The organism is Bacillus sp. SIMBA_154 (assembly GCF_046536015.1).
GTDB classification, from domain to species: domain Bacteria; phylum Bacillota; class Bacilli; order Bacillales; family Bacillaceae; genus Bacillus; species Bacillus pumilus_P.
On record NZ_JAWJBV010000039.1, the window covers coordinates 1 to 6,196 of the forward strand.

The 6,196-nt window shown below is 41.7% G+C and carries 4 protein-coding genes and 1 pseudogene; all 5 read right to left on the reverse strand.

All coding sequences use genetic code 11. The features are described from left to right. Positions 1-101 precede the first annotated feature (101 nt). The 5 genes and pseudogenes from ytxJ to R0K30_RS20925 all read right to left on the reverse strand — a co-directional run bounded on the left by ytxJ (position 102) and on the right by R0K30_RS20925 (position 5,969). Positions 102-424 (reverse strand): annotated as a pseudogene (gene ytxJ / locus R0K30_RS20905) (bacillithiol system redox-active protein YtxJ). Positions 425-454: 30 nt separating this feature from the next. Continuing rightward, a complete protein-coding gene (locus R0K30_RS20910; RefSeq protein WP_099726839.1) occupies positions 455-925 on the reverse strand; it encodes a YtxH domain-containing protein in 471 nt (156 codons plus the stop codon). A gap of 26 nt (positions 926-951) precedes the next feature. Further along, positions 952-1,371: a DUF948 domain-containing protein gene (locus R0K30_RS20915; protein ID WP_024424855.1), complete on the reverse strand. Its 420-nt coding sequence runs from the start codon at positions 1,369-1,371 to the stop codon at positions 952-954. 227 nt (positions 1,372-1,598) lie between these two features. Then, complete coding sequence (murC, locus tag R0K30_RS20920) at positions 1,599-2,897, reverse strand: UDP-N-acetylmuramate--L-alanine ligase (RefSeq protein WP_099726838.1); 1,299 nt, start codon at positions 2,895-2,897, stop codon at positions 1,599-1,601. A gap of 303 nt (positions 2,898-3,200) precedes the next feature. Beyond that, positions 3,201-5,969, reverse strand: a complete 2,769-nt coding sequence (locus R0K30_RS20925; protein WP_410612672.1) for a DNA translocase FtsK — start codon at positions 5,967-5,969, stop codon at positions 3,201-3,203. Between the last annotated feature and the right edge of the window lie 227 nt (positions 5,970-6,196).

Here is a 6,196-nt window from a genome sequence, read left to right on the forward strand (position 1 = left end):
ACATGTTCATCCCCCACAGAGTCGTGTTATTACCCTTATTATACAAAAAAGCTTGTAGACTTTGTCTACAAGCTGAAACGTCAGCAGTTGCTGACGTTCTTCTACATATGATGTTCAAGCGCTTCTTTTGTAATGCTTGAGTGAGATGCATGCCATTTTACTTTTCCACCGCTAAAGACGAGTGCCTGGGGACTTTCGTGCTTTACCCCTGACTTTTCAGCCACATAGGATGAAAGCTCTCTTGTGTTTTGAATTTGCAAGAAATAAGCAGGCACGTCTTCATGTGCAGACGCAAATGCTTCAAACTCATGAAAAGCAGCTTGGCTGATTGGACATGTCAAACTGTGCTTAAAAAAGACAAAGGTTCCGTCTTGATTCGTTAATTGATCAACTGTTCTTCTGTTTCGATGAGTTGCTTTGACATGATGTGCTCCTTCCTAACTTAAGCAGCGAGTTAGCCTTTAGTAGATTGTTCTACTTTTTCTTTGACATCTTTGATGCCGTCTTCAATTTCTGATTTTGCTTCTTGTGCTCTTACTTTTGCTTCGTCTGCTACATCTGACGCTTCGCTCGCAAGATCATTTGCAGCATCTTCTGCTTCACTTTTCACTTGATTAGCTTTTCCAGCTGCACGCTCTTTTATGTCTTTCACTTTGTCTAAAATCTGGTTTGACTGCTCTGCCACCAGCTGAGACAATTCAGACGTTTTATCTTTCGCAATCGTCACATATTCAGTGCCTTTTTCCTTCGCATCTGTTGTGAGTCGATCTGTTTTATCTTTTAAAGCATTCGCTTGGGTGTTCAAATCATCGCGAAGCTCTTTCCCTGACTTTGGTGCTAAGAATAATGCTGTTGTTGCACCGACAATGCCACCAATAAGTGTTCCGATCAAAAAGTCTTTGCTATTGATTCCGTCTTTGCTCATGATTATTCCTCCTATGCGAAAATGGTTTATTTTTGGTGTTTACGTTGTTTCCATTTTTTATAAATTTCAAGTGCTGCGTTACTCCAGCTTACAACATCCGTCACTTTTTCTTGATTCCTTTCAACGGAAGAAGAAACTGCTCCAGCTGCCTGCTTTATGCTTGTATTAAATTGGTTGATCGAGCCGCCAATTCCCTGCACTGCATCCACAACTGTGTTGAGTTTTGCCGATTTGTCTTGAATATCTTCAGCAAGCTGATTCGTCTTATGTAGCAACTGCGCTGTCTCTGTGGTGATGCCTTGCATCTGTCCTTCAAGACCTTCTAAAGTTGATGCGACATTCTTTAATGTCAGCTGTAAGGATTTTAATGTTTTAGACAAATAGATGACAAGAATGAGGAAAGCAATTGCGATCAGTGCAACGCTTAGATAGAGAATAATAATCATCTGATACCTCCTTTGTTGCGGGCATATTCAATTCAATACCCTCTCGTTGTATCATTCAAACATCGCCTAGAATGACCGATTGATTAATAATTCTACACTTATTCGCTAATTCCTGTCCACAGCGAATGAAAAAAAGCAGCACATCTTGACACATTTAGCCCCTTTGTCACATTTTATTCAACATAAAAAAGTGCCGATTGAAACGGCACTTTTACGATCATTTACATTTATACAGCAACTTTCTCATAAGCACGTAAATATTTTTGAATATCTCCGGCTCCCATAAAGATCAAAATCGCATCCTCGTGCGCTTTCAACACAGATGTCTCGTCTTCATCAATCAACTGAGCTTGCGGAATTTTTCCACGTAAATCTTCGATGCTTAGTTTCCCAATGTTTTCACGAGCTGAACCAAAGATATCGCAAAGATACACATAATCAGCTTTCTTTAGGCTATCAGCGAATTCAGTTAAGAATTGCTGTGTCCGTGTGAAGGTATGCGGCTGGAAAACAGCGACAATATCACGTTCTGGATATTTTTGACGGGCCGCTTCAATGGTGACCTCAATTTCAGTTGGGTGATGTGCATAGTCGTCAATTAAGACTTGCTCACCTACTGTTTTTTCATTAAAGCGTCGTTTCACACCGCCAAATGTTGTTAATGCACCTTTGATCAAATCTACATCAATGGCTTCATAATGACATAAAGCAATCACTGCTAACGAGTTGAGGACATTATGATTTCCATATGCAGGAATATAGAAGGTATCATAAAACGTATTGCGAACAAATACATCAAATGTGGTGCCTTCCGTATTTTTCACAACATTACGTGCTTGGAAATCATTTTCTTCATTGAATCCGTAGTACACAACAGGTACTTTCGCTTGAATCTTGAGCAGATGTTCATCGTCTCCGCAAGCGATAATGGCTTTTTTCACTTGAAGCGCCATGTTTTGAAACGCATCAAACACGTCATCAATGTCCGAGAAATAATCAGGGTGATCAAAATCGATATTGGTCATGATCGCATAGTCTGGATGATAGCTGAGGAAGTGTCTGCGGTATTCGCATGCTTCAAATACAAAATACTCGCTGTTTTCTTTCCCCATTCCAGATCCATCACCGATTAAGTACGAAGTTGGCTTTGCTGATTGCATCACATGGGCAAGCAGTCCTGTTGTGGATGTTTTGCCATGAGCACCAGTAATCGCAACGTTTGTGAATGAATCCATGTATTCTCCAAGGAATTTATGGTAACGAATCACAGGAATCCCTTCAGAAAGGGCACGTTCAATCTCAGGGTGTGTATCAGGAAATGCATTTCCTGCAATGACCGTCATCCCCGGCTGAATATTATCTGGGTCAAATGGAAGAATTTTAATGTTTCTTTCTTCTAATGCTTTTTGTGTAAAGATGTGCTTTTCGATATCCGATCCTTGGACAGTATACCCAGTATCATGAAGAATTTGGGCCAGTGGACTCATACCTGTCCCTTTTATTCCAACAAAATGATAAACAGTCATAATTGTACCTCCAACAAACGTCTATCTGACTTACAGTATATGACGCTCATTTCAATTTGCAACTTGTGATTTTCATCTCTAGCGGATCACAGATCGCAGCTCCAAATAAAGATTTTTTCCGATCTTCCTATTCTAATCAATATTAACTATGATTAGTATCCGACAACTTTCCCATTTCTAACACCTGTTTCAGCTCATTTTACATAAAAAGAGTTCAGACAGGCACGCAAAAAGTGTCCAATTACAAAATTGCACCTATGTGCTATCATACCATGTTTATCAAAAAAATGAAGTGGTTTTTGTTTAGATCAATTGTTCTAGATCACTGAGTGTCATGAGGACTTCTCTTGGTTTACTGCCTTTCGCACCAGAGATCATGCCTTCACGTTCCATCATGTCAATCAATCTGGCTGCACGATTGTAGCCAATTCTAAATCTTCTTTGCAAACTGGATGTACTTGCACTATTTTGCTCGATTGCAAATCGGCAGGCATCCATAAACAATTCGTCTTCGTCTGTAATCGCAGAGCCTTGAAGCATCAATTCCTCCTGTTCGAAAAGAAACACAGGCTTGCGTTGTTTCCTCACATGTGCCACCACTTGATCGATCTCGCGGTCTGATACAAAGTTCCCTTGCAGCCTTGTCGGCTTGCCAGAGCCATTTTCTAAAAAGAGCATGTCTCCTTTTCCGAGAAGCTTTTCTGCACCTGCCATGTCAATAATGGTTCTAGAATCTACCTGGCTTGAGACAGAGAAAGCAATTCTTGTTGGGATATTGGCTTTAATGAGACCTGTGATGACATCAACGGATGGTCTTTGAGTCGCAATCAGTAAGTGAATACCACACGCTCTAGCTTTTTGTGCAATCCGGCAAATGCTTTCTTCGACTTCATTTGGTGCGACCATCATTAAATCAGCCAGCTCATCGATGACAACGACGAGATACGGAAGTTTTTCACCCATTTGCTTTTCTTTCACAAGCTCATTGAATCGTTTAATTTCTCTCACACCAGAGTGAGCAAACAGTTCATAGCGTCTTTCCATTTCATCGACTACCCATTTCAGGGCAGCTGTCGCTGTCTTGGCATCGGTAATGACAGGACTCACGAGATGTGGAATGTGATTATACGGCGCTAATTCAACCATTTTAGGGTCGATTAGGAGCATTTTCACTTCATCTGGTGAGGCTTTAAACATCAAGCTTACTAAAATGGTATTAATGCAGACACTTTTTCCTGAACCTGTTGCTCCAGCAATTAAGCCGTGCGGCATTTTTTGCAGATCAACCACGACGGGCTGACCTGATATATCTAATCCGAGTGCTGCCGTTAAAGGAGATGGATTGTCTCTAAATGCACTGCTTCTGATCATTTCTCTTAAGAACACCATTTTACTGTGCAGGTTCGGCACTTCAATTCCGATCGTGTTCTTTCCTGGGATTGGTGCTTCGATTCGAATATCCTTTGCAGACAAACTGAGTTTAATATCATCTGACAGGTTCGTGATTTTGTTCACTTTCACACCTGGTTCAGGATGTACTTCAAATCTTGTGACAGAAGGTCCCTGCGTGACATGGACCACACTTGCTCTTACATTGAAATTTTTAAGCGTTGCATTGAGCAGCTCTGCCCGCTCTTTCACCCATGTCCCGTCCTCTTCTTTTTGAGCTGGAGGTACGTCTAGAAGGGCTAAGCTCGGAAAAACATATCCTTGTGCATCCGACGTTTTCTTCTGTCCTTGCACGCGCTGGTCACTTTTTAACATCATGACGTTAAAAGGAACCGTTGAGGTTTGACCGTTTGAACCCTTCGGCTGCGGAGATGTCTGTTTTGTTTCTTCTCGCTTCACTTCAAGCGTTTGTTCTTGCTGCTCTGTCTGATCCATGAAGGTTTCTGCTGGCCCAGAGGCAGTCCGTTCATCCGTTACTGTTTCTCGTTCGAATGGCATGACTTGATCATCTATGATTTCAGGTTCTTCCATAGATTGATCATCTTGCAGTTCATGTTTGATCACTTGCTCAGCTTCTTCAAATCCTGCTGCTGGCACTTCTTCTTGTCTTTCTTCTATCGAAGCGACCTCTATTTTCTCCATATCTTCCGCTGTGATGTCTTCTGTCACCGTCACTTCTTCTGCTGGGCTATCTATTTCCATTTCAATTGCTGGTTGTGAATCTTCAGCTTTTTCAAATGTCCATCTGTCTATTTCTTCAGTATGATCTTCAGCATGATCTTCAACCTGATTCATCGGCTCGTCTTTTCTTTCTTCTTGTTCGCCGGAGACGACCTGTTCCGGCTCAGGCTCTACCGGATCGTCTTGGTATGCTGGGGCTTGCTGCTTATGTAAAACAGCTTCGTTATGATCTTCAGGCTGTGAAAAGGCTTGATCCTTTTCCTCTGCTTGGATAAAAGATTCGTCATTTAAGCGCTCCATCGTCGACTGAACGTGATCCTGATAGGCGAGTTCCTCTTGCAAAGTAAGAGGCGTCGCGGCTGTTTGCATATCCGCTTTCTCTTCTGCAGGAGCTGAAGAAGCTTCTTCCATACGATTTTCTTTCCGTATAGACGGGATGTTCATTTGCTGTCTCACATTCCGTTCACGCTCTGCCTCTTCTGATAACAGTGTAACACGCTGTGCAGTTTCTTCTGTGGCCTTCATTTGAACAGAGGGTGCTTCTTCTTTGCCTTCTTTTCGTTTTGGACGCATATCCTGATGATAGCCATAGATCGGCGAAGGGATTTGCTCTGTTTTGAATGGCTTTTTATTTATATCAGGCTGCAACGTTTGTTTAGGCTGATAGGTCGGCTGCTTTACCTTTGGCTGGCTGGGTCTCGCGCGCCTTCTCTCCTGCTGCTTCACTCCGTCACGAGCAGGTTCATCTGGAACAAGAGGAAAGCGGAAGTTGCCTTTCGGATATTCATAATAGACTTTCGTATCTTCAACTTTTTTATATTCTTTATGCTGTTCAAAAGCTGACTGCTTTGGCGCATCCGGACCTTCTACGGGTCTCTCAGCTTTTTCTTCTTTCTTTTCTTCTCCTAAAAACACACTGAAAAATTTATCTATCCAACTCATCGTTTATCACTCACTTTAACTCCCCTTACGTTTTCTTGGGCGATTTTTAGTATACCACTGCTTTTTCATGCAGAAAAGCGAGAAAAGTGCCGCTTTTGCTGTTCATGCTGTATGTAGATGAAAAAAAGTCACTAAGTACGTACTTAGTGACTCAGATTGTAGAGAAACTCATGTTTTTCTACAATCTTTTTTATTTTTAACGTATGTATGAAGAATGAAATGTATTG